The following is a 20,409-nucleotide window of genomic DNA, read 5'->3' as shown; positions in this document are numbered from 1 at the left end:
GGTATTCCAAATGGTTCTTTGCAACTCTATAGAAAGAGAGGACTCGTACGTGTCATGGATCTGTAATTCTAAAACACGTTATAGTTCTCCTCTTTTTCTATATAAAGTTATTTATTACAAACTAAAGGAACACGTTGGCAACAAGCAAAACAAACATCGATGAAGAAATTAACATTTGGAATTTTAGCGTTATTAATATTTTCCTGTAAAGAACAGCCAAAAACGGAATTCTCAATAAACGGAAAAACAAAGGACGTTGAAAACGGAATGGTTATTTATTTAGTAAATGACGAGTTTAAAGATTCTACAGTAATAGAAAACAACACTTTTAAGTTTAAAACTAAATTGCCTTATTCGCCTATTCAAGCAGTTTTACGAACGAAAGATAATTTTGCGTATAGATTTCTATGGTTAGAGGAAAATTCTATGACATTTGACGCCTCAAATGGAAATTTTTTGACTGCTAATGTAACAGGTTCAGAATCGGAAAATTTAAGCCAAGATTTATACAGAGTTGCGGACACTTTGCCAAGAGATGAACGTTTAAAAATGGAAATGGAATTTGTTAAGAACAATCCAAACAGTATTATAAGTGCAAAAATGCTTGCCGTATATTCCACAACTTTCGGAAAAAAGAAAACGACTGAACTTTTTGAACAATTTTCAGAGCCAAATAAAAATTCTAAATACGGACAAAAAATTGCGAATTATATCAAATTAAATAAAGAGCCAAAAATTAGGAGAGCAATTTGCGGATTTTGAAATGGCAGACCAAAATGGGAATTCCCAAAAATTATCTGATATAAAAGGAAAAACTGTTCTTCTTGAATTTTGGTCCTCTTGGTGTGGTCCTTGCCGAAAAGAAAATCCAAATCTTGTAAAAACCTATGAGAAATTTAAACCAAAAGGATTTGAAATATTCGCAGTTTCTTTGGACGAGGACAAAAATAGTTGGCTAAAGGCAATCGAAAAAGACAATCTGAACTGGAAACACGTAAGTGACTTAAAAGGCGACGGAAACGAAGCGTCATTAATTTATGGAATCAATGGAATTCCTGACAATTTTTTAATTGCCGAAAATGGAGAAATAATTGGAAGAAATTTAAGAGGAGAAGAACTGAACCAAAAATTAACAGAAATACTGGAATAATGCCAGTTGCCAACACCGTATATAAGCTATGGCTTGGTCAGTCCCCTCTTGGAAAATCCTGCGGATTTTCCAAAGCCAGTTTTTATTTGGAGAGGTTCGTGCCAAGACACGCCACAGCTCATATACAAAAACGTTGGGAAACACTTACCAATCACACTCTGAAAAATGACGAAAAGCGAAATTGAAAAAGTAGTTGACGAATTAATTGTTAGACTTCCTATTGGAAAGGAGTTTCCTTTAGAATATGAACTTGCAATGTATTTTAATTCTATCTTATCAAATATAGATTTGAATAAAGACAAAACTAATATCGTTGAAGATGTTATGGATTTTATGATTGAGTGTGAATATATAAAATATCGTCCAAATGAGTTTACTGAAAGACTTGAGCCAAAAGGAATAGAAGCAAAAAGAATTGGAGGACATTTTAAATATTTGGAATCTTTGAAAAAGTCGGCTGAAAGAGAAAATAAGCAAGACAAAATACTTGACTTGGAATTAAAACTTAAAACTTTTGAATCCAAAATAGGGAGAAAATTAATGTATTTCACCATCATAATTAGTTTTTTGAGTTTTCTAATAACTGTTCTAACTCTTGAATTTTGGCAGACTGACGAAAGTAAGAATGAACGAAAAAACCGAGTAGAGAACCCATTATCGAACAAAAAAGAAGAAATACAAAAAGATACTTTAAACTAAATCTGAATTTCATAATATGTTGAATTTTTAAATTAATAATCTGAAAAAAAGCGATTTGCCAACACAATATATAATTTATTGCTGGCTACTTGCTTACTTGCGAAAATCCTCTCGGATTTTCTTTGTCTGTAATTATTTACTAAATTAGTTGCTAAATTCACGCAACAAACCATATATAAACACGTTCGGCGGCATTTAGCCCTATCGGGCACATACCGCCGAACGTCCCGCGAAGCAGCTGCGCGGGACGTTACCCACAAGCTAAAAACCAGCCGCACAAACAGCACATTTATTTTTTGCCAACGCTCAATTCCAACGCTTAAAAAAATAAAAGAGCTGTTTTTTGCCCAGCCACGGAAAAAAACTTTGGGCATTAAAATATTAATCGTAATATTGCAATGAATTAATAAATAAAATAATGGGATTAGCCAAAACCGAAATGTTTACCGACCAACAAAATGAAATTTCTCTTTTTGCGAAAGTATTTGGACATCCTGCAAGAGTAGCTATTTTACAACATTTGTTTAAAATGAACTCTTGTGTTTGCGGAGATTTGGTAAACGAAATTGGATTAGCACAACCAACAATCTCACAGCATTTGAAAGAACTAAAACATTTAGGTCTAATTAAAGGAAATGTAGAAGGAACCAGTGTTTGTTACTGTATTCACACAGAAAATTGGACAGCAATGAAAACTATAATGAATGAATTCCTAAATCAAGACTTAACAGAAAAACAAGATTGCTGTTAAAAAAATTTGAATTAATTAATCGTATAATCGCAATAAACAAATACAATTATGAAATTATCACAAGTAAAGTCAGTATTAAAAGAATTGGAAACAATTGGTTTTCAATTACCAAACGGAGAATTAGTCCCAAGCCACTTTCACGTAACAGAAGTTGGTAAAATCACAAAACATTTTATCGATTGTGGTGGAACTGTAAGAAACGAAGAAGTTGTAAACTTCCAACTTTGGAATGCAAACGACTACGACCATAGATTGCATCCTGAAAAACTCTTGAATATCATTGAACTTTCTGAAAAGGTTCTAAACATAGAAGATTTAGAAATTGAAGTAGAATATCAAGCAGATACGATTGGAAAATTCGGACTTGGATTTGACGGACATAATTTCTTGTTAACCAATAAACAAACCGACTGTTTAGCTAAAGACCAATGTGGCATTCCTGTTGAAAAACAAAAAGTAATAATAACTGAATTACAAACACAATCTACAAATAGCTGTGCTCCAGGTTCTGGATGTTGCTAAATGAATAAATCTTATAAAAATGATAACAACAAAACCAATTCTGTTTTCAGAAATAGAAAATGTAATTAAAGGATTAAATCCTCAAACAATTACAAGCGAGCGTAAAGAAGTTTTACAACCGCTAGTAGATTTTATTCAGTCAAAAGTTTCTGAAAACAAAGAAATCCGTATCAATTTCATTTGCACTCACAATTCAAGAAGAAGTCATTTATCGCAAGTTTGGGCTCAAACAATGGCAAACTATTTTAATATTAAAAACGTGTTTTGTTATTCAGGAGGTACAGAGGCAACAGCACTTTTTCCTATGGTTGCTGAAACATTGCAAAATTCGGGTTTTCAAATAAAACCCATTTCAAAAAAACGAAAACCCAATTTACAGCATTAAATATGCTGGCAATGAACATCCAATCATCGGGTTTTCAAAAAAGTTAGATGACGATTTCAACCCAAAATCTGAATTTGCAGCTATTATGACTTGCTCACAGGCTGATGGTGGTTGCCCTTTCATTGCAGGTGCAGAAAAACGTATTCCAATAACCTTTAAAGACCCAAAAGCATTTGATAACACACCACAACAAGCAGAAAAATACAAGGAAAGAAGTCTACAAATTGCTACTGAACTGTTTTACGTTTTTTCTCAAATAAATTCTTAAAAAAATGGCTTCAAAAAAATTAAGTTTTCTTGACAGAAATCTGACACTTTGGATATTTGTGGCAATGGCTTTTGGTGTTGGAATTGGATATTTTATTCCAACATTTCCAAACATTATCAACTCATTTAGTAGTGGAACAACCAATATTCCGATTGCAATCGGTTTGATTTTAATGATGTATCCACCTTTAGCAAAAGTTAACTATGCACTGTTACCAAAAGTATTTAGAAATACAAAAATCCTTTCTATTTCACTTGTTTTAAATTGGATAATTGGTCCTGTTTTAATGTTCATTTTGGCAATTACGTTTTTACGAGATTATCCAGAATATATGGTTGGACTCATTTTAATTGGTTTGGCTCGTTGTATTGCGATGGTTTTAGTGTGGAACGACCTAGCAGAAGGAAGTAGCGAATATGGAGCAGGTTTAGTAGCATTAAACAGTATTTTTCAAGTGTTTGCATACAGTTTTTATGCTTGGATATTTATTACTGTTCTTCCACCCTACTTTGGGTTTGAAGGAGCAATCGTAGATATTTCAATCGGTACAATTGCAGAAAGTGTAGCCATCTATTTAGGTATTCCGTTTGTAATGGGAATTTTGAGTAGATTGCTTTTGGTAAAAGTAAAAGGAGAGGAATGGTACACAAAAAAGTTCATTCCGACAATTTCGCCAATGACCTTAATTGCATTGTTATTTACAATTGTGGTAATGTTCTCATTAAAAGGAGAACTGATTGTAGAAATTCCAATGGACGTTGTAATTATTGCGATTCCATTACTTATTTATTTTACACTAATGTTCATCATTGGATTTTTCTTTACCAAAGCAACAGGAGCAGAATATGACAAAACAACTTCAGTAGCATTTACAGCAGCTGGAAATAATTTTGAATTAGCGATTGCTGTTGCTATTGCTGTTTTCGGACTTAATTCAGGACAGGCATTTGCAGGTGTGATTGGACCATTAGTGGAAGTTCCTGCATTGATTTTATTGGTTCGTGTTTCCTTTTGGTTGAGAAAAAAACATTACGGAAAAGCCAACGCTGAAAAACAAACTGAACGAAAAAAGCCAGTGGGTAACAACGTATATAAAAAATAGCGGTTTAGATGCAATTCTGAACCGCTTTTCCCTCTAATTAAGTATATTGCTATCTGAAAAGTTAGTGCTTAAAAATCCGCTACTTTTCATATACAAGAGAACCATTGGGTGCAATTAAAACAGAACGAAATTGAGTTACGGAAAATTTTTAGATGAAGTATGTGATCCACACTCAACAACGGCCAAAGTAATTGCTTGTTTTTATCTACTTTTGAAATTCCACAAGAATTTCAAACTTGGTGCGTAGTTGCAAAGCTAAGTGCTAGCCAATTTAACTAGCCTAACAGCAACACGGTGGCAATCAAAAACCAAAAATTAAATTTATTATCATGAAATTAAACGAATATTTAGCTAGCCGACTAAAAGAAATCTTTACTGAAGGAAAATGGGTTTTAGGCACAAATTTCAAAGAACAAATAATTGACCTCGATTGGAAACAAGCAACTCAAAAAATAGATGATTTTAACACTATTGCTGATTTGACTTTTCATATTGATTACTATATAGCTGGAGTTAAAAAAGTTCTTAAGGGAGGAACACTTGATATACGAGACAAATATAGCTTTGATTACCCAGCTGTAAAATCAGAACAAGAGTGGCAAAATTTAATCAATAAGTTTTGCCTTGACTCAGAAGAATTTATCGAACTTGTTGAAAAAATGTCAGACGAAAAAATATTGTCGGACTTTATAGATAAACAATATGGGACATATTACCGTAATATTGACGCAATGATTGAACACACTTATTATCATCTCGGACAAATTAAACTCATAAAAAAACAAATTAAATAAAACTGCCTACAACAAAAAGGATTTTAAAATTACTATCCCCCTATTAATTCAAACATCAACAAATTATAGTAATGTAAACCCTGAAAATTCTATCTGTAATTTATTTGCTAACTTTAGTGCATTAATCACATAACCAAGCATACAAACACATTATGCATGATGCAGAAAACCCTAAAACTACATGAAGGAATTTTGGAACGATAGGTACAAAACAAAAGATTTCGCATACGGAAAAAGCCCCAACGTATTTTTTAAAGACGCTCTCAACAAACTAAACCTTTCTGGTAAAATACTTTTACCTGCCGAAGGTGAAGGACGAAATGCCGTTTACGCCTCAAAAAACGGATTAGATGTTCTGGCTTTTGATATTAGCGAAGAAGCTAAAACCAAGGCAATGCAATTGGCGCACACCGAAGGCGTAAAAATTAATTATAGAGTTGGAGAACTAAGCCAACTAAACCTCAAAAAAAACAGTTTTGGTTCCCTTGCCCTTATTTATGCCCATTTCCCAGAAAAGGTAAAAGAAAAATTACACAAAGACTTGGCTGATTTAATTAAACCAAATGGTTATATAATTTTAGAAGGTTTTAGCATAAACAATCTCGAACTTCGAAAAAAAAATCCTAAAATTGGTGGCCCTGGAGATAAGGGAATGCTATTTTCTAAACAGGAAATAAAAGAAACCTTTAGGGATTTTGAAATTATCGAACTCGATGAAAAGCTTGTAGAATTAAGCGAAGGAAATTTTCACAATGGCTTAGCAAGCGTGATTCGGTTTATCGGAAAAAAAACAGCTTAAAACTTGGTCTAATCATGCTTTATTTGCACCATATGCTCACTAAACAGATAGCAAAACCATATACAAAACACCTTTACTGTAATTATAGACAACCATGTGGCAAATAAAAAATGTATCGAAAAATTAATTGCCCAGACCAAAAGAAATACTCTGAAAAACCATAAAAACGATGCTTTTTTTTACAATACAACAAAGAAATAAAAACAAAAACTTGTGTTTGGAAGTCGGCACATTTTTTAAGAGGGGCTTATCCTGTTTTTTATCTAATTTTTGATAAAAACGGAGAACTAAACGCAATAAAACAAAAAAACCTTATTACAAACTTCTTTACAAAATATCAACCGGTTATTTTTGCACTTGCTTTGGCTTTGTTATTTACTACAGAATTTAATTCTACCATTATTGGAATAATGAGATTTTATATAACAGTAGCTTGATTGCATTTACCAATGCTAAAAAGCAGAAAAGTACGAAACAAAAATTTTAACTAAGAAACCAAAAGAAGCTGTAAATAATATTTACCAAGCAAACAATTACATACTTACAAACAAAATTACAGCACAGTGCCAATTACATAAAAAAATGTACTGCTAAAATGCACCACCGCAAATACCGCCCAATACCCACAAATAATCGGCTCTGTTTTCAACAAAATCCCTTTCAGAAACATCAATAATCTTAACGTTAAAATCGGTTTGGGTTTTTAAAAATTCTAAATAGCCTGTGTTTATTTTTTCCAGGTAATCATTGCCTATATTTTGCTCGTAATCGCGTCCGCGTTTTTTAATGTTTTGTTGCAACCGTTCGGTGTTTTGGTATAAATACACATACAACTCGGGCTTTTTTAAATCTTTGTACATCAAATTAAAAAGCTTTCGGTAAAGCATAAACTCATCTTCTTCCAAAGTAATTTTCGCGAAAATAAGCGATTTAAACACATCGTAATCGCTCACGATAAAATCTTTAAACAAATCGAGCTGCGATAAATCGTCTGATATTTGCTGGTAGCGATCGGCCAAAAAACTCATCTCCAAAGTAAAGGCGTAACGCTGTGCATCTTCGTAAAATTTAGGCAAAAACGGATTATCTGCAAAACGTTCCAAAATAAGTTTCGCATTAAAATCGTGCGCCATTTTAGTGGCTAAACTGGTTTTTCCTGCGCCAATATTCCCCTCTATGGCAATGTAGTTGTATTTTGAAAAGTTAAATTGCTTGCTCGGGTTTTTCAACCAAATATTAATGGGCTCTAAAACCGACTCGTCTTCACATTCATCTAATAAAACCGATACTTCTTTATTTATTACGGGATGCTTTATTTTAGAAGCAATATCATTTAAAGGCAGCAAAACAAACCTGCGTTTTTCCATTTCGGGGTGTGGCACTTTCAAGGTTTTTGTGTCGATAACTTCGGTTTCGGCAAAAACAATATCCAAATCTATGGTTCGGGCTTCGTAGCCCGTTCCTTTTTTTGCCGTACGCCCCAAAGCGGTTTCGATGGCCAATAATTCCCGTAGCACATTTTGGGGCTGCATATCGGACTCCAAAACCAAACAACAATTCAAGAAATCTTCTACAAAAGCTTCGGTACAAAAACCAATAGCGGGCGATTTATAAACTTTGGAAATAAGTTTTACATGCCCGATTTTGGTATAAATAGCGTCAACGGCACTTTGCAAATTCTTCAATTTATCGCCTTTGTTACTGCCCAAAGCAATATAAAATGTAGTTGGTTTTTTCATTGAGAAAGCAAATTAACTAAAAGTAAATGGTTTACTTTATATTTACATTAATGATTTATTCACAATTATTAGCTCCCAATAAATCAAAATTTAAAACTATTAAATAAGTATATTGAATTAGACAAGTTCTCGATACAATGCTCCTGCGTCGCATCACTCGAACTGACAACAAATTATTTATTCACAATTTATATGACATTAAAAGACAAACTTGCGGCACAGCGTATTTACATGCTTTTAGGGGCGCTATTTATAACATCGTTGGTGGTTTCAAACTTGATTTTTCAAAAGTTTTTTTATTGGCACCCGTTGGACATTGAGGTTTTTGGGAGCAAACTTTTTATTGTCTCGGTTGGTATTTTACCCTATCCCATTACCTTTTTAATCACCGATTTAATTAGCGAGATTTACGGTAAAAAGCGGGCAAATCAAGTAGTGGTTACCGGTATTTTTGCCTCTTTGTTTTCGGTATTAATTGTTTATGTTGCCGATGTGGTACCCGCTTTTGCAGATTCGCCCATTAACGATTCTATTTTTACAAAAGTATTTGGCCGAACCATTTTAGCCGTTGGCGCCAGCATGACGGCCTATTTATTTGCGCAGTTTGTAGATATTCAAATTTATCATTTCTGGAAAAAACTAACCCGTGGCAAATACCTTTGGCTGCGCAACAATTTCTCGACGTGGTTATCGCAATTTGTCGATACCTTTTCGGTTGTTTTTCTATTGTGCTTTTTCGAGGTTTTGCCCTGGAGTCTTTTTAAAGGCTTATTGGTTAGCGGGTTTTTATTTAAGGTTTTTGTAGCCGCTTGCGACACGCCTTTTTTGTATTTGGGTGTTTATTTATTCAGAAAACGTTTTAATTTAAAGGTAAATGAAGAGATAGATTTGCTCTAAAAATTCTGAAAAAATTAACATATATAAAAAGTAAGTTTCATCTTTTAACATCATTTTTGCGTATCTATTTATAAGCGAAAAAAGTAAAGATTTCCGTTTTCACGGAAACAAAAAAAATATTTTTCTATGAAAAAATCTTTAAAAATTATTGGCATTACATTACTAATAATCATTGTACTTTTAATTGCAATTCCTTTTGCGTTTCAAGGCCAGATTAAAGACATGGTTAAGCAATTTATAAACGAGAACGTCAATGCCAAAGTAGAGTTTAGCGATGTTAGCCTAAGTTTCATCAGTAGCTTCCCGCAAGCCCATGTTAGCGTAAGCGATTTGGTTATTACCAATTTTGCGCCTTTTAAAGACGAAACCTTGGCCACGGCAAAAAACATAGCGTTTACCATGCCTATTAAAGAGCTGTTTAAAACGGCGAGCGAAGACCCTATAACCGTAAATTCCATTGATGCGGACGAAGTTTTATTAACCTTAAAAACAAATAAATTTGGCGATGTTAATTATGATATTGCCAAAGCAGACGAAAAAGCTTCAACCGAAACGCCATCAAGTAGTTTTTCCTTTAATCTTGAAGAGTACAGCATCAACAATAGTGCGTTAACGTATTTGGATGAAGCTTCAAATATGATCATCCACGTATCTGAAATAAACCATACCGGCAACGGTATTTTTTCCGCGGAAGCGTCAGAATTAAATACCAAAAGTGAAGCCAATTTGAGCATTACCATGGATAGCACCACCTATTTAAGCAACAACCCCGTAAAACTGGATGCTTTAATTGGGTTGGATTTAAACAACAGTATTTACACCTTTAAAGAAAACAAAGGTTTTATTAACGATTTGCCTTTGGAGTTTCAAGGTTTTGTGAAGCTGTTGGAAAACGGACAGGAGATCGATATCACTTTTAAAAACCCGGAATCTGATTTTAAAAATTTCTTGGCGGTTATTCCAAAAGCCTATTCCAAGAATATCGACGATGTTCAAACTACCGGCGATTTTAAAATAAGCGGCATTATAAAAGGCTTGAATTCGGATGAGACCATTCCTGGTTTTAACATTAATATCACATCAAACAACGCCTCGTTTAAATATCCCGATTTGCCAAAACGCGTGAGCAATATTTCCATAAACACATCAATAAAAAACACAACGGGCAATGCAGATGATACGTTTGTAGCCATTGAAAAACTAAATTTTAAAATTGATGACGATGTGTTTAAATCGTCGGCAACCTTAAAAAACATCACCAAAAACATGTTGGTTAACGCCAATATTGACGGCGTTTTAAATTTAGCCAACATTACCAAAGTGTATCCCATTGAATTGGATAATGCGTTGAGCGGTATTTTAAAAGGAAAAATCAACACGGCTTTTGATATGAAAGCCATTGAAACCAATGCTTACCAGCGCATTAAAAATAACGGTTTGGCCAGCATTACCGATTTTGTGTTTTCATCGGAAGATATTGTAAACCCCATTCATATTTCAAAAGCAGATCTGACCTTTAATCCGGGAACGGTTTCGTTAAATCATTTTAAAGCCAAAACGGGCGATAGCGATTTAAACGCTACCGGAACCATTAAAAATCTACTGGGTTTTTTATTGAGCGACAACACCTTGCAAGGGAATTTTAACGTGAATTCCAACGTATTTAAAGTGAGTGATTTTATGACTAAAAACAAAGCTTCCGCTGAAAACAAAACCTCATCGAAAACCGAATCTTTAAAAATCCCCGCCTTTTTAGATTGCACCATTAATGCCGATGCCAAAACCGTGGTTTACAATAATTTAAATTTAAAGGATGTAAAAGGCTCGCTGTTAATTAAAGACCAGCAAGCCACCTTAAAAAACATGACGTCTAGTATTTTTGATGGTGCGCTGTCTATTACCGGCGATGTGTCAACAAAAAGCGAAACACCTACTTTTAATTTCAGTTTGGGTGCCAATGGGTTCGATATTGCGCAATCGTTCGATAATTTGGAATTGCTTCAAAATTTAGCGCCAATTGCCAAAATATTAGCAGGGAAACTAAATACAAACATTAATCTTACTGGATATTTAGACAATGAGTTTTCGCCAGATTTAAGTAGTGTTTCTGGTAACGCTTTCGCAGAATTGTTAGCCACTCGAATTGGCGCAAACCAAAGTGAATTGATAACAAAACTTGAAGGCGCACTAAATTTTATAGACTTTGAAAAATTGGATTTAAAAGATTTAAAAACCAAACTGGAATTCGCCAATGGGCAGGTAAGCGTAAAACCATTTCAAATAAAATACGATGATATTGTAATTAACGTTTCGGGCTCCCACGGTTTCGATAAAACCCTAAATTACAGCGCTATTTTTAACGTACCCGCAAAATATTTAGGTAGTGAGATCAACCAGTTAATTGGAAGAATTAATACCGAAGAAGCTAAAAACATTGCTATTCCGGTTACGGCCAATATTGGGGGTAGTTATACAAATCCGACCATAAAAACCGATTTAACCAGTGGCATTAGCAACCTAACAAAGCAACTTATTGAGATTGAAAAACAAAAACTGCTAAACCAAGGCAAAAACAAGGTTAAAGACCTAATTGGCAATGTTATAGGCAACAATAAAACCAAAACCGACTCGCTTAAAAAAGAACAAAACAATACGGTTAAAAATGTATTGGGAGATATTATTGGAGGTAACAAAACTCCAACAGATTCTACAAAAACAAACACTACCAAGGCCGTTAAAAATATACTTGGCGGACTATTAGGCAACAAAAAAAACAAACAAGACACTATAAATTAGGATTTAACAATAAAATAACCCACCTTTGCATCCCTTTTTGGGGAATGCTAAAAAATAATACACTATATTTATGTTAAAAATTATTGTTAAAGACGGCGAAAACATCGAAAGAGCTCTAAAACGCTACAAGAGAAAGCACAGAAATATTAAAGTGATGCAGAATTTAAGAGACGGTCAGTTTTTTACAAAACCTTCTGTTAAAAGACGTCGCGAAATCCAAAAAGCGCAATACATACAATCTATTAGAGATAACGAAGAGATTTAGTCTTTTTTTTAACCCTATTAAAATAAACAAAAACCCTATTTCTGTAAACAGTAAATAGGGTTTTTAATTTACGGTAATACGCACCACCAAACCTTCGTTGGCACGAACATTAAAAACGGTATCGTCTTCAAAAATTAAATACTGACCTTTTATGCCTACCAAGTTTCCGGTGTATTGCTGTTGTTTAACAATATTGAGGCTTTTGGGCTTTACAGGATATTTGTAAACAGGAAATTCTATATTGGTTTCCGTATTATTTTCAATAAAATAGTCTTTAGCCTCATCAGGAATATATTGCTTCAATTGCTCGCGCCATTGCACTAAATCTTCATCTTCCACATCGTTTTTAAGCATTTTTCGCCAATTGGTTTTATCGGCCACATAATCTTTAAGGGCCACTTCGGTTATGCCTGCCAGATACCTATTGGGCACTTCTACAATTTCAATAGCTTCGTGCGCGCCTTGGTCTATCCAACGTGTTGGTATTTGCTGCTTTCTGGTAACGCCTACTTTTACATTGCTGGAATTTGCCAAATATACAATGTGCGGTTGCAGCTGTACTTTTTTTTCGAACGTTAAATCGCGGTCTTCTTTGTTTAAATGTGCGGTGCTTAACTCGGGGCGCATAATCCAATCTGCCGCTTGGGGCACTTCAAAAAAACATTGCCTATCAAACCCTTGCCTATAAATGGGTTTATTTAAACCACAGTTTAAACATTGATACTTAACAAACTCTATGGTAATACTTTTGTGCAACAACTGGTTCATGTTTAAAAATTCGTTTTCAAACACGAGATAGTATTCAACAGGTTGTAAAAACTCGGTTTCCATTTTCGTTAAAACACCTTGATAGGCCATTTGCTTAATATTTTTTAATGGTTGTTAAATGCAATAAAAATAGAATGACTTTCGGGAATTCGCATCAAAATTTCAAACATTTATTTAAAAAAACCAAATGTTAATTTTAGATACACAATTCATAAAAAAAGTCTTATTTTTAAGATTTTAAAGATAAAATAAATATGCCAATTCCTTTAGTAAATTCTATAGCATCTTGGTTTTTAAAAAAGCGGTTTCATCAAATCGAATTGTTTTTAAAATACCCCAACGAAGTACAAAACGAACTGCTTTTAAGTCTAATAAAAACGGCGAAAGACACAGAAATAGGTAAGCAATACGATTATGCATCTATTACCAATTACAGTACATATGCAGAGCGTGTTCCCATAAAAAACTACGAAGGTTGGCAAGATGTAATTGAGCGTTCGCGCCGTGGCGAAAACAATATTTTTTGGCCAAGTCCCATAAAATGGTTTGCAAAATCCAGCGGCACAACCAATGCCAAGAGCAAATTTATCCCGGTAAGTACAGAATCTTTAGAAGAGTGCCATTACGCTGCAGGGAAAGATCTATTATGCATGTACCTTAACAATAACGAAGATTCGCAATTATTTACCGGTAAGAGTTTACGCTTAGGCGGAAGCAAAGAATTGTACAAAGAAAACGGTACTGTTTTTGGCGATTTATCGGCTATTTTAATTGACAACATGCCCTTTTGGGCAGAGTTTAGCAGCACACCAAGCAACAAAGTATCGTTAATGAGCGATTGGGAATTTAAAATGCAAGCCATTGTTAATGAAACCATAAACGAAAACGTAACCAGTTTAGCCGGGGTACCTTCGTGGATGCTTGTACTTTTAAATACTGTTTTAGAAACCACAGAAAAACAGAGTTTATTTGATATTTGGCCAAATTTAGAAGTCTATTTTCACGGCGGGGTTAGCTTTACGCCTTATGTGGACCAATACAAAAAAATCCTGCCAAAAAACAACTTTAAATATTACGAGATTTATAATGCCTCAGAAGGTTTTTTTGCCATTCAAGACCAAAACAATTCAAAAGAATTATTATTGATGCTCGATTATGGCATTTTTTACGAGTTTATCCCTATGGATATTTACGGTTCTTCCAAAGAAAAAGCCATTCCGTTAAGCGAAGTAAAACTCAATCAAAACTATGCCGTTGTTATTACAACCAATGCCGGTTTGTGGCGCTACAAAATTGGCGATACCGTTAGGTTTACTTCGCTAAACCCATACAGAATAAAAGTTTCTGGCAGAACCAAACACCATATTAATGTATTTGGCGAAGAACTTATTATTGAAAATGCAGAAGACGCCCTAAAAAAAGTATGCAAACGTACCAAAGCCGAAATTGTAGATTATACAGCAGCTCCAATTTTTATGAAAGACAAAGAAAAAGGAGCTCACGAGTGGCTTATAGAGTTTAAAACACCGCCAAAAGACCTCAACTATTTTAACGAACTATTCGACAATGCATTAAAAGCATCAAACTCAGATTACGAAGCTAAGCGCTACAACAATTTAACACTTAACAAACCTAAAATTCATGTGGCAAGACCTCATTTGTTTTACGATTGGCTTAAGCAAAACAACAAATTAGGCGGCCAGCACAAAATACCCAGGCTCTCTAATACCCGAGATTATATGGACGACCTGCTGAGTTTAAATTCTTGATTATAATTCTTTTAAAAAAAAGTAAAAAACAATTTATCAACGAATTAAATGACAATTGGTCTAGTAAATTTTATTTTTGAAAGGGCTTTAGGCTTATTTTTAAATACTGACTTAATCCATAAATCCCTCACCAAAATGAAAACCAGATTATTCGTTGCTGTTTGTCTTGTTTCAGCTTTTTTATTTGGCCAGAATACGGCAAACGTTATTGCAAGCAACCTGAGCAGCCCAAGTAAGCCCGTTTTAACTTTTCCAAACACAATAAACCCTTCAAACGATATTGGCGCCAATGGTTTTGGCTTTGAGGTATTGGATGCCGGAGTAAACACCAAATACTCTGAAATTGGCACTGGTTTTTTTAGAAACAAACTCATTATGGTTTCGTCTAAAAAGTTAGGCGGATTGACAAAAATAGACTCTAATACAAACGAGGCCTTTAAAGATTTATTTTGCCTAGACATTAGTGATAACGGGGTTTTAAGCCGGCCTTTATTATTTTCAAGAATACTAAACACCAATGCCAGCGAAGACCAACTAACCTTTTCTCCAGACCAAAAAACCGTTTACTTTACCAGAAGCAGCAAACACAATTCGCTTGAATACAAACTATATAAAGCAACGCTAGAAGAAGGCTCTCACGGCAATTGGGTAAATGAAGAATTGTTAGCAATAAACAAAAACAATGTTTCTATCGAAACACCTTTTTTAAACCGTAAAGGCGACAGACTCTATTTCTCGTCGAACATGCCAGAATCTATTGGAGGCTACGACATATATGTTGCAAACGTTAATGCCGATGGCACATTGGGCACGCCTGTAAATTTAGGGCATGCAATAAACACTACCTCTGATGAAAAATACCCGTCGGTTTCTATTGATGGGAAGTACTTGTATTTTTCGTCTAAAGGGCATCAAAACTTTGGTGGTTATGATTTGTTTGTAAGTAGAATTCTTAGTGATTCGTTTAAAGCACCAAGAAACCTAGGAAATACCATAAATACAAGCTACGACGAAATCGCCTATTTTCTGGCTGCTAAAAACAAAGGTTACCTCTCGTCTAACAAGCCAAACGGCAAAGGCAGTTTTGATATTTATACGGCGGTTAACGATGAGATTATTCAATCCGTTAAAGGAAAAGTTATCGATTTAGAAACCCAAATAAAGCTCCCAAATACGCTGGTTATTTTAAAAGATGAAGACCAAACCGAAGTTGGTAGGCAACTTACAGACGCCTCTGGAGCCTTTAGTTTTAAAAACATTTCGCCTTTTGAGCGTTACACATTAAATACCCAAAAAGATGGTTTTAAAGACTACACTTTCGAGTTTTTGGCTAATAGAGCTTATAACACAACATACAACAAAGATTTAGAACTAAATACAACCGAACCTGTTATTGCGAAAGTTAATGACGAATTAAGAATAGTATTGGAAAACATTTATTTCGATTTTGCCAAATACAGCATTAAAGAAGAATCTACAATTGCTTTAAACAAAATTCTAAAAGTACTTAAGGCCAAACCCCATATTAAGTTAGCCATAAATGCACATACCGATATTAGGGGCAATACTGCATACAACCTTAGCCTATCAGACAAAAGAGCCGCATCTGCTGCAGCTTATTTAATTAATAAGGGGATTGCCAAAAACAGGCTAACATCAAAAGGTTTTGGCGAAACAAAACCACTAATTGACTGTAAAACAAAATCCTGCTCAGACGAAGAACACCAATCTAACCGACGCATCGAGTTTGTTATTTTAGACTAAAAAAACAGTCGTTTGGCATTGTTGCAAGTGTAAACCATTACACCTAAAACACAACAACCAAAATGCTATAAAGCTATTTTTGGGTTAAGCTAATGTAAAAAGTACGTCGAATTTGCTCGTCGTTAATAAACCAATCGCCATAATTTAAAGCTGTATATTCTTTGGTTATGGCAGTGTTTTCTGTAACTTCTTTTTGGGTTTTTCCTTTTTTAATTTCTTCCAAAACACGGGTTTTAATTGTTTTCAAGAGTGTTAGATAATCGGATAATTCTTTTTTATTGGAAAGGTTTAGGTGGCCCGGAATAACTTTAGTGTCGTCGTCAACAAGTAGTAAGGCCTGTTTAACGGCATCGATATAGCCATTTACGCTACCACCTGTAGATATATCAATAAACGGGTACTTGCCCTGAAAATAAGTATCTCCCATGTGCAGCACATTGCTTTTGGTAAAATAAATCATGGCATCGCCATCAGTATGTGCATTATCTACATGGAAAACCATAATGTCTTCACCATTCATATGAAACGTCATGTTTTCAGAAAACGAAACCAGCGGCAACTTTGTTGGAGAAGCAGATCTTTTTACATCGCGGTATTTATCAAATTGATCTACGCTCTTGCGCTTTCTTACATTATCGTGCGCCACAATAACAGCACCCTGGTTTTTAATGTTTTCGTTACCACCAACATGATCGTGGTGCCAATGGGTATTGATTAAAAATTTTATGGGCTTGTCGCTTATGCTTTTTATAGCATCCAAAATTTTAGGGGTTAATGGCGCAAACTGGCTATCTATCATAACAATACCATCATCCCCAACCGAGATGCCAATATTACCGCCTTGTCCAACCAGCATATAAATATTATCGGTAAGTTTATGGGTCTTTATTTCAACATTGTTGTTTTGGGCACAAGTAAAAAAAACAATTGAAAAGGCAAAAAACGAACAAATGACTTTAAGTGTTTTCATTTTTTTAATTTTTTTAAGTATTAGTAACAACATAAAAATACAAATTACCATGGTAGCAAAGACCTCTATTACCCAATAACTTTATGCGTCTTTAATTTTTAGACATAAAAAGCATTGCTATAATTAGCGCAATAAGGTATCTTTGCACTCGCGTTATAAAACGACCAAGTTGGGCAACTCTAAATCTTCAATAGCAACACATTCTTTAATTTCGGATTTTAAAGAAATCACTAAAATGCGATTAGCATTAAGCGTGGTGTTTTCTTCTGTTTCTGGGTATTTATTGGGTGCAGAAACCGTAGATTTTAAGACTTTAATTTTATTAGCCTTTGGAGGTTATTTTATGGTTGGTGCTTCAAACGCCTTTAATCAAATTATAGAAAAGGATTTAGATGTGCTAATGAACCGCACTAAAAACAGACCTATTCCCGCAGGCCGAATGGCAGTTAATACCGCGTTTATAATAGCCTCTATATTTACCTTATTAGGCATTATAATATTATATAGCATTAACAAGCAAACCGCTATGTTTGGTGCAATTTCTATATTTTTATACACCTGTGTTTATACACCTTTAAAAACCAAAACACCTTTAGCTGTATTTGTTGGCGCCATTCCTGGGGCTATTCCATTTATGTTGGGCTGGGTTGCTGCTACAGATAATTTTGGCATAGAACCTGGCACTTTATTTGCATTGCAGTTTTTTTGGCAATTCCCCCATTTTTGGGCCATTGGCTGGTTTTTATTTGATGACTACAAAAAAGGCGGTTTTGTGATGCTTCCCACTGGAAAACAAGACAAAGGCACTGCTGTACAAATCCTAATGTACACCATTTGGACCTTGATAGTTTCTGTAATTCCTGTGTTTGGATTTACTGGAAAATTAGAACTGTCTGTTGTGGCGGCGAGTATTGTTTTCCTTTTAGGATTATGGATGCTGTATTATGCCATTCGCTTATTTAAATTAATGACTGTTCAAGCGGCAAAACAATTAATGCTGGTTAGTGTATCTTATATTTCGCTAGTGCAAATTGTTTATGTAATCGATAAATTTATTAGATAACCATGGATTTAACTCAAGGAACTTTAGAGGAGAAAAAAAATAGAGCCAAAAAAATGATGCTCTGGTTTGGTATTGTATCACTTATTATGTCGTTTGCCGGTTGGACAAGTGCTTTTATAGTAAGCAGCTCCAGACCCGATTGGTTAAAGGATTTTATTTTGCCAAATGCTTTTATAACAAGTACGGCTGTTATTTTAATAAGCAGTTTAACTTTTATTCTGGCCAAAAGAGCCTTAAAAAAAGACCAACTGCAAGCCGTTACTTTGTGGCTATTGGCTACCTTGGTTTTAGGTATAGCATTTATTTTATTCCAGTTTATAGGTTTTCAGCAAATTATAGATTTAGGCTATAATTTTACAGGGCCAACCAGCAATGTAACGATGTCTTACATCTATTTGATTGCCATTGTACATATTTTACATGTTGCCGTGGGACTAATTTGTTTGTTGTTTGTAATTTATAATCATTTTAAACAAAAGTACCAAGCAGGCAATATGCTGGGTTTTGAGCTCGCTGCAACTTTTTGGCATTTTATAGATATACTGTGGGTGTATCTCTTTTTGTTTTTATATTTTGTTAGATAACACCTTTAAAGACAGTTTTTAATTAGCTGTTCTACAAGACCTTAACAGGTAGCGCGTTAGGGATTGAGGTATTGTTGGAGCTCGCCGCTTCCGATAGCTATCGGAAGCGGAAGCGACTACCGAAAGCCCGACCGAAGCAATTCCTGCAAGGGTTACCACACTGAGCGGAGCCGATAGTGTTAACCTTGCAGGAATTAAGCGCAGGGAACGCCCAAAAGATTTTTAAAGCAGTAAATTTTATTAGAAAAATAAATTGATTATTTTTGTTACACTAATAAACAACCAACACATATATGGGCACTACAGTTGCAAACACTGAAACAAATGAAAAAACTTGGGGCGGTGACAACCAACCTCTTAAAGCAAGCTACGGTAAGCTAATGATGTGGTTTTTTATCGCATCTGATGCTTTAACCTTTACAGGGTTTTTAGCGGCTTACGGGTTTTCGAGATTCAAATTCGCCGATATCTGGCCTATTGCAGACGATGTTTACACCCACGTTCCTTTTATACATGGCGATTACCCCATGATTTTTGTGGCGTTTATGACCTTTGTTCTAATCATGTCTTCTGTTACTATGGTACTTGCCGTAGATGCAGGCCATAAAATGGATAAAGCAAAAACAACCTTGTATATGTTCCTTACCGTTATTGGCGGTATTATATTTTTAAGTTCGCAAGCTTACGAATGGACCACATTTATAAAGGGCACTTATGGCGCTGTTGGAACCCATGGAGGAAACATTATACAGTTTGTTGATAACGACGGAAAACGCGTAGCCTTAAAAGATTTTGCCATTGCGCAACCCACTAATCGAGAACAGCATTTAAGGAAAAACGGCTTGTGGTACAGCGATGAAAAACCACTAACAAGTTTTACGCTTAACGAGGTTATAACAGGTTTTGAAGCCAACCCCAACCTATTGGTTAAAACAACATACTCTGACGAAAATGGACATAAAACCATTCTTTCTAGAGCGGCCTCGATAAATGAACTGAAAACCAAAGGCAAAAATGTTGTAGAAGGCGCCAACTTAATACAAAACGAGTACGGCCCAACGCTATTTGCAAACTACTTCTTTTTTATTACCGGATTTCATGGTTTTCACGTAACCGTTGGCGTTATACTTAACATTATTATATTTTTTAACGTGGTTTTGGGAACTTACGAACGTAGAGGAAGCTACGAAATGGTAGAAAAAGTAGGCCTTTATTGGCACTTTGTAGATTTAGTATGGGTGTTTGTATTTACATTCTTCTATTTGGTATAATTAATTCAGAATTTATTTTTCATTCCTTTAAACAAGCGAATCTAAAACACATA

The 20,409-nt window shown here is 34.7% G+C and carries 19 protein-coding genes and 1 pseudogene; 17 read left to right on the top strand and 3 right to left on the bottom strand.

Annotated features, from left to right (window positions below; all coding sequences use genetic code 11):
* Positions 1–159 precede the first annotated feature (159 nt).
* The 9 genes and pseudogenes from ACFSQS_RS15585 (at position 160) to ACFSQS_RS15545 (ending at position 6,470) form a co-directional block, all read left to right on the top strand.
* Positions 160–762, top strand: coding sequence for a DUF4369 domain-containing protein (locus ACFSQS_RS15585; protein WP_388021077.1), 603 nt, complete (start codon positions 160–162; stop codon positions 760–762).
* A 1-nt stretch (position 763) separates the two neighbouring features.
* Entirely contained in the window at positions 764–1,150 is a 387-nt protein-coding gene (locus ACFSQS_RS15580; protein WP_388021075.1) for a peroxiredoxin family protein, read from the top strand.
* Between the two features lie 165 nt (positions 1,151–1,315).
* On the top strand, positions 1,316–1,849 hold the full coding sequence (locus tag ACFSQS_RS15575; protein WP_388021073.1) for a hypothetical protein: 534 nt from the start codon (positions 1,316–1,318) through the stop codon (positions 1,847–1,849).
* A gap of 418 nt (positions 1,850–2,267) precedes the next feature.
* A complete protein-coding gene (locus ACFSQS_RS15570; protein ID WP_388021071.1) occupies positions 2,268–2,600 on the top strand; it encodes an ArsR/SmtB family transcription factor in 333 nt (110 codons plus the stop codon).
* Positions 2,601–2,648: 48 nt separating this feature from the next.
* Entirely contained in the window at positions 2,649–3,122 is a 474-nt protein-coding gene (locus ACFSQS_RS15565; protein ID WP_388021069.1) for a DUF6428 family protein, read from the top strand.
* A gap of 19 nt (positions 3,123–3,141) precedes the next feature.
* Positions 3,142–3,775: pseudogene (locus tag ACFSQS_RS15560) on the top strand (arsenate-mycothiol transferase ArsC).
* A 4-nt stretch (positions 3,776–3,779) separates the two neighbouring features.
* A complete protein-coding gene (gene arsB / locus ACFSQS_RS15555) occupies positions 3,780–4,877 on the top strand; it encodes an ACR3 family arsenite efflux transporter (RefSeq protein ID WP_388021067.1) in 1,098 nt (365 codons plus the stop codon).
* Between the two features lie 329 nt (positions 4,878–5,206).
* Positions 5,207–5,671 carry a DUF1572 domain-containing protein gene (locus tag ACFSQS_RS15550; RefSeq protein ID WP_388021065.1) on the top strand — a complete coding sequence of 155 codons (465 nt, stop codon included), beginning with the start codon at positions 5,207–5,209 and terminating at the stop codon, positions 5,669–5,671.
* A 181-nt stretch (positions 5,672–5,852) separates the two neighbouring features.
* Positions 5,853–6,470: a class I SAM-dependent methyltransferase gene (locus tag ACFSQS_RS15545; protein ID WP_388021063.1), complete on the top strand. Its 618-nt coding sequence runs from the start codon at positions 5,853–5,855 to the stop codon at positions 6,468–6,470.
* Positions 6,471–7,060: 590 nt separating this feature from the next.
* Here the strand turns inward: ACFSQS_RS15545 and folK are convergent.
* Positions 7,061–8,209, bottom strand: coding sequence for a 2-amino-4-hydroxy-6-hydroxymethyldihydropteridine diphosphokinase (gene folK / locus ACFSQS_RS15540; protein WP_388021061.1), 1,149 nt, complete (start codon positions 8,207–8,209; stop codon positions 7,061–7,063).
* 192 nt (positions 8,210–8,401) lie between these two features.
* On the opposite strand from folK, the gene ACFSQS_RS15535 reads away from it, so the two are divergent.
* The 3 genes from ACFSQS_RS15535 to rpsU all read left to right on the top strand — a co-directional run bounded on the left by ACFSQS_RS15535 (position 8,402) and on the right by rpsU (position 12,167).
* Entirely contained in the window at positions 8,402–9,106 is a 705-nt protein-coding gene (locus tag ACFSQS_RS15535) for a queuosine precursor transporter (protein ID WP_311937372.1), read from the top strand.
* A 126-nt stretch (positions 9,107–9,232) separates the two neighbouring features.
* Positions 9,233–11,902, top strand: a complete 2,670-nt coding sequence (locus ACFSQS_RS15530) for an AsmA-like C-terminal region-containing protein (RefSeq protein WP_388021058.1) — start codon at positions 9,233–9,235, stop codon at positions 11,900–11,902.
* A 70-nt stretch (positions 11,903–11,972) separates the two neighbouring features.
* Positions 11,973–12,167 (top strand): 30S ribosomal protein S21, encoded by a 195-nt coding sequence (gene rpsU / locus ACFSQS_RS15525; RefSeq protein ID WP_388021056.1) that lies wholly within the window; start codon positions 11,973–11,975, stop codon positions 12,165–12,167.
* Positions 12,168–12,230: 63 nt separating this feature from the next.
* Here rpsU and ACFSQS_RS15520 read toward each other — a convergent pair whose 3' ends face one another.
* Complete coding sequence (locus tag ACFSQS_RS15520; RefSeq protein WP_388021054.1) at positions 12,231–13,025, bottom strand: DUF2797 domain-containing protein; 795 nt, start codon at positions 13,023–13,025, stop codon at positions 12,231–12,233.
* 164 nt (positions 13,026–13,189) lie between these two features.
* On the opposite strand from ACFSQS_RS15520, the gene ACFSQS_RS15515 reads away from it, so the two are divergent.
* The gene (locus ACFSQS_RS15515) at positions 13,190–14,704 is read left to right on the top strand and encodes a GH3 auxin-responsive promoter family protein (RefSeq protein ID WP_388021052.1); all 1,515 of its coding nucleotides are present in this window, start codon (positions 13,190–13,192) and stop codon (positions 14,702–14,704) included.
* Between the two features lie 135 nt (positions 14,705–14,839).
* Positions 14,840–16,468, top strand: a complete 1,629-nt coding sequence (locus ACFSQS_RS15510) for an OmpA family protein (RefSeq protein WP_388021050.1) — start codon at positions 14,840–14,842, stop codon at positions 16,466–16,468.
* Between the two features lie 73 nt (positions 16,469–16,541).
* Here the strand turns inward: ACFSQS_RS15510 and ACFSQS_RS15505 are convergent, their stop codons facing one another.
* On the bottom strand, positions 16,542–17,438 hold the full coding sequence (locus ACFSQS_RS15505; protein WP_388021048.1) for an MBL fold metallo-hydrolase: 897 nt from the start codon (positions 17,436–17,438) through the stop codon (positions 16,542–16,544).
* Positions 17,439–17,607: 169 nt separating this feature from the next.
* On the opposite strand from ACFSQS_RS15505, the gene cyoE reads away from it, so the two are divergent.
* The 3 genes from cyoE to ACFSQS_RS15490 all read left to right on the top strand — a co-directional run bounded on the left by cyoE (position 17,608) and on the right by ACFSQS_RS15490 (position 20,356).
* Complete coding sequence (cyoE, locus tag ACFSQS_RS15500) at positions 17,608–18,501, top strand: heme o synthase (RefSeq protein WP_388021046.1); 894 nt, start codon at positions 17,608–17,610, stop codon at positions 18,499–18,501.
* 2 nt (positions 18,502–18,503) lie between these two features.
* Positions 18,504–19,085 (top strand): cytochrome c oxidase subunit 3, encoded by a 582-nt coding sequence (locus tag ACFSQS_RS15495; protein WP_388021044.1) that lies wholly within the window; start codon positions 18,504–18,506, stop codon positions 19,083–19,085.
* Between the two features lie 293 nt (positions 19,086–19,378).
* On the top strand, positions 19,379–20,356 hold the full coding sequence (locus tag ACFSQS_RS15490) for a cytochrome c oxidase subunit 3 (protein ID WP_388021042.1): 978 nt from the start codon (positions 19,379–19,381) through the stop codon (positions 20,354–20,356).
* Positions 20,357–20,409 lie beyond the last annotated feature (53 nt).

Origin of the sequence: Gelatiniphilus marinus (assembly GCF_042684345.1) — a bacterium.
Classification (GTDB): domain Bacteria; phylum Bacteroidota; class Bacteroidia; order Flavobacteriales; family Flavobacteriaceae; genus Gelatiniphilus; species Gelatiniphilus marinus.
Note: the sequence above shows the minus strand (reverse complement) of the source record. Positions and strands in the feature narration are given on the sequence as shown.

What these genes read in the sequence shown, in the direction of transcription:
- ACFSQS_RS15575 (WP_388021073.1), top strand. Translation starts at nt 1,316, where the DNA reads ATGACGAAAAGCGAAATTGAAAAAGTAGTTGACGAATTAATTGTTAGA.
- ACFSQS_RS15545 (WP_388021063.1), top strand. Translation starts at nt 5,853, where the DNA reads ATGAAGGAATTTTGGAACGATAGGTACAAAACAAAAGATTTCGCATAC.
- ACFSQS_RS15530 (WP_388021058.1), top strand. Translation starts at nt 9,233, where the DNA reads ATGAAAAAATCTTTAAAAATTATTGGCATTACATTACTAATAATCATT.
- ACFSQS_RS15490 (WP_388021042.1), top strand. Translation starts at nt 19,379, where the DNA reads ATGGGCACTACAGTTGCAAACACTGAAACAAATGAAAAAACTTGGGGC.
- ACFSQS_RS15495 (WP_388021044.1), top strand. Translation starts at nt 18,504, where the DNA reads ATGGATTTAACTCAAGGAACTTTAGAGGAGAAAAAAAATAGAGCCAAA.
- ACFSQS_RS15515 (WP_388021052.1), top strand. Translation starts at nt 13,190, where the DNA reads ATGCCAATTCCTTTAGTAAATTCTATAGCATCTTGGTTTTTAAAAAAG.
- ACFSQS_RS15585 (WP_388021077.1), top strand. Translation starts at nt 160, where the DNA reads ATGAAGAAATTAACATTTGGAATTTTAGCGTTATTAATATTTTCCTGT.
- folK (WP_388021061.1), bottom strand. Translation starts at nt 8,209, where the DNA reads ATGAAAAAACCAACTACATTTTATATTGCTTTGGGCAGTAACAAAGGC.
- ACFSQS_RS15510 (WP_388021050.1), top strand. Translation starts at nt 14,840, where the DNA reads ATGAAAACCAGATTATTCGTTGCTGTTTGTCTTGTTTCAGCTTTTTTA.
- ACFSQS_RS15580 (WP_388021075.1), top strand. Translation starts at nt 764, where the DNA reads ATGGCAGACCAAAATGGGAATTCCCAAAAATTATCTGATATAAAAGGA.
- ACFSQS_RS15550 (WP_388021065.1), top strand. Translation starts at nt 5,207, where the DNA reads ATGAAATTAAACGAATATTTAGCTAGCCGACTAAAAGAAATCTTTACT.
- rpsU (WP_388021056.1), top strand. Translation starts at nt 11,973, where the DNA reads ATGTTAAAAATTATTGTTAAAGACGGCGAAAACATCGAAAGAGCTCTA.
- arsB (WP_388021067.1), top strand. Translation starts at nt 3,780, where the DNA reads ATGGCTTCAAAAAAATTAAGTTTTCTTGACAGAAATCTGACACTTTGG.
- ACFSQS_RS15535 (WP_311937372.1), top strand. Translation starts at nt 8,402, where the DNA reads ATGACATTAAAAGACAAACTTGCGGCACAGCGTATTTACATGCTTTTA.
- ACFSQS_RS15565 (WP_388021069.1), top strand. Translation starts at nt 2,649, where the DNA reads ATGAAATTATCACAAGTAAAGTCAGTATTAAAAGAATTGGAAACAATT.
- ACFSQS_RS15505 (WP_388021048.1), bottom strand. Translation starts at nt 17,438, where the DNA reads ATGAAAACACTTAAAGTCATTTGTTCGTTTTTTGCCTTTTCAATTGTT.
- ACFSQS_RS15570 (WP_388021071.1), top strand. Translation starts at nt 2,268, where the DNA reads ATGGGATTAGCCAAAACCGAAATGTTTACCGACCAACAAAATGAAATT.
- ACFSQS_RS15520 (WP_388021054.1), bottom strand. Translation starts at nt 13,025, where the DNA reads ATGGCCTATCAAGGTGTTTTAACGAAAATGGAAACCGAGTTTTTACAA.